1 protein-coding gene is annotated in these 1,118 nt (G+C 77.0%); it reads left to right on the top strand.

The window, feature by feature from the left end:
* Window positions 1-88: 88 nt before the first annotated feature.
* Window positions 89-1,118, top strand: a 1,030-nt coding sequence (locus AB0L75_RS44435; protein WP_365191971.1) for an ATP-binding protein, incomplete at its 3' end; no start/stop codon positions are given.

Raw genomic sequence — 1,118 nt, forward strand, 5'->3', positions numbered from 1 at the left:
GGGGAACGCCCTGGCGCGTCGACGCCGTCGCCGTGCTGGTGCCGCGCACGGGCGGGATCCGCTTCGATCTGCTGCAGGACGTGCGGCCGTGAGCGGCATCGGACGCACCCGCTCCATCACGCTGGCGGGTCTGCGCGGGGAGGTCGTGCACGTCGAGGCGGACATCGCCCAGTCCCTGCCCGGGTTCACCCTCCTCGGCCTGCCGGACCAGGCGCTGCAGGAGAGCCGGGACCGCATCCGCTCCGCCGCGCGCAACGCCGGACTGCCCCTGACCCGGCGGCACCTGACCGTGAACCTGCTGCCGGCGGGGGTGCACAAGCGGGGTGCGTGCCACGACCTGGCGATCGTCCTGGCGGCCTACGCCGCGGACGGGCGGGTGCGGAACGTCGAGGGGCCCGTGTTCCTGGCCGAGCTCGGCCTCGACGGCGCCCTGCACCGCTCGCCGGAGACCGTGGCGATGGTGATGGCCGCCGTCGACGCGGGGTGCTCCGAGGTGGTCGTCGCCGAGGATGCGGAGGCCGAGGCCCGACTGGTCCCCGGCGCCGAGGTCCGCGGCTTCGCCCATCTGCACGACGTCATCCGCGCCTTCGGCGGGGAACCGGACGGAGAGCCGCCCCACCGCCCGGCCCGACGGCAGGTGACAGCCCCGGAACCGGAGCCGGCCCGTGCGGTGCCCGACCTCGCCGAGGTCGCCGGACAGGCCGAGGCCCGGTTCGCCCTCGAGGTCGCAGCCGCCGGCGCCCACCACCTGCTGCTCATGGGCGCCCCGGGGGCGGGCAAGACCATGCTCGCCGAGCGCCTGCCCGGAATCCTGCCTCCCCTGGACCGGCGCACCGCGCTCGAGTGCGCCGCCCTGCGCTCCCTCCGCGGCGGCGACGCCCGTGTCCGGCGCAGGGGCGGGACGGCCCAGGGGTTCGACGGTGACATCGACCGGACCCCGCCGTTCGAGGCACCCCACCACTCGGCGTCCCGCTCGGCCCTCGTGGGCGGCGGCAGCGGCCTCGCCCGGCCGGGAGCGGCCTCCCTCGCCCACGGCGGCGTGCTGTTCCTGGACGAGGCCCCCGAGTTCGAACGGCGCACCCTCGAGGCGCTGCGCCAGCCCCTCGAGTCCGGGGAGG

The sequence above is a fragment of the Streptomyces sp. NPDC052101 genome (genome assembly GCF_040680235.1).
GTDB lineage: Bacteria > Actinomycetota > Actinomycetes > Streptomycetales > Streptomycetaceae > Streptomyces.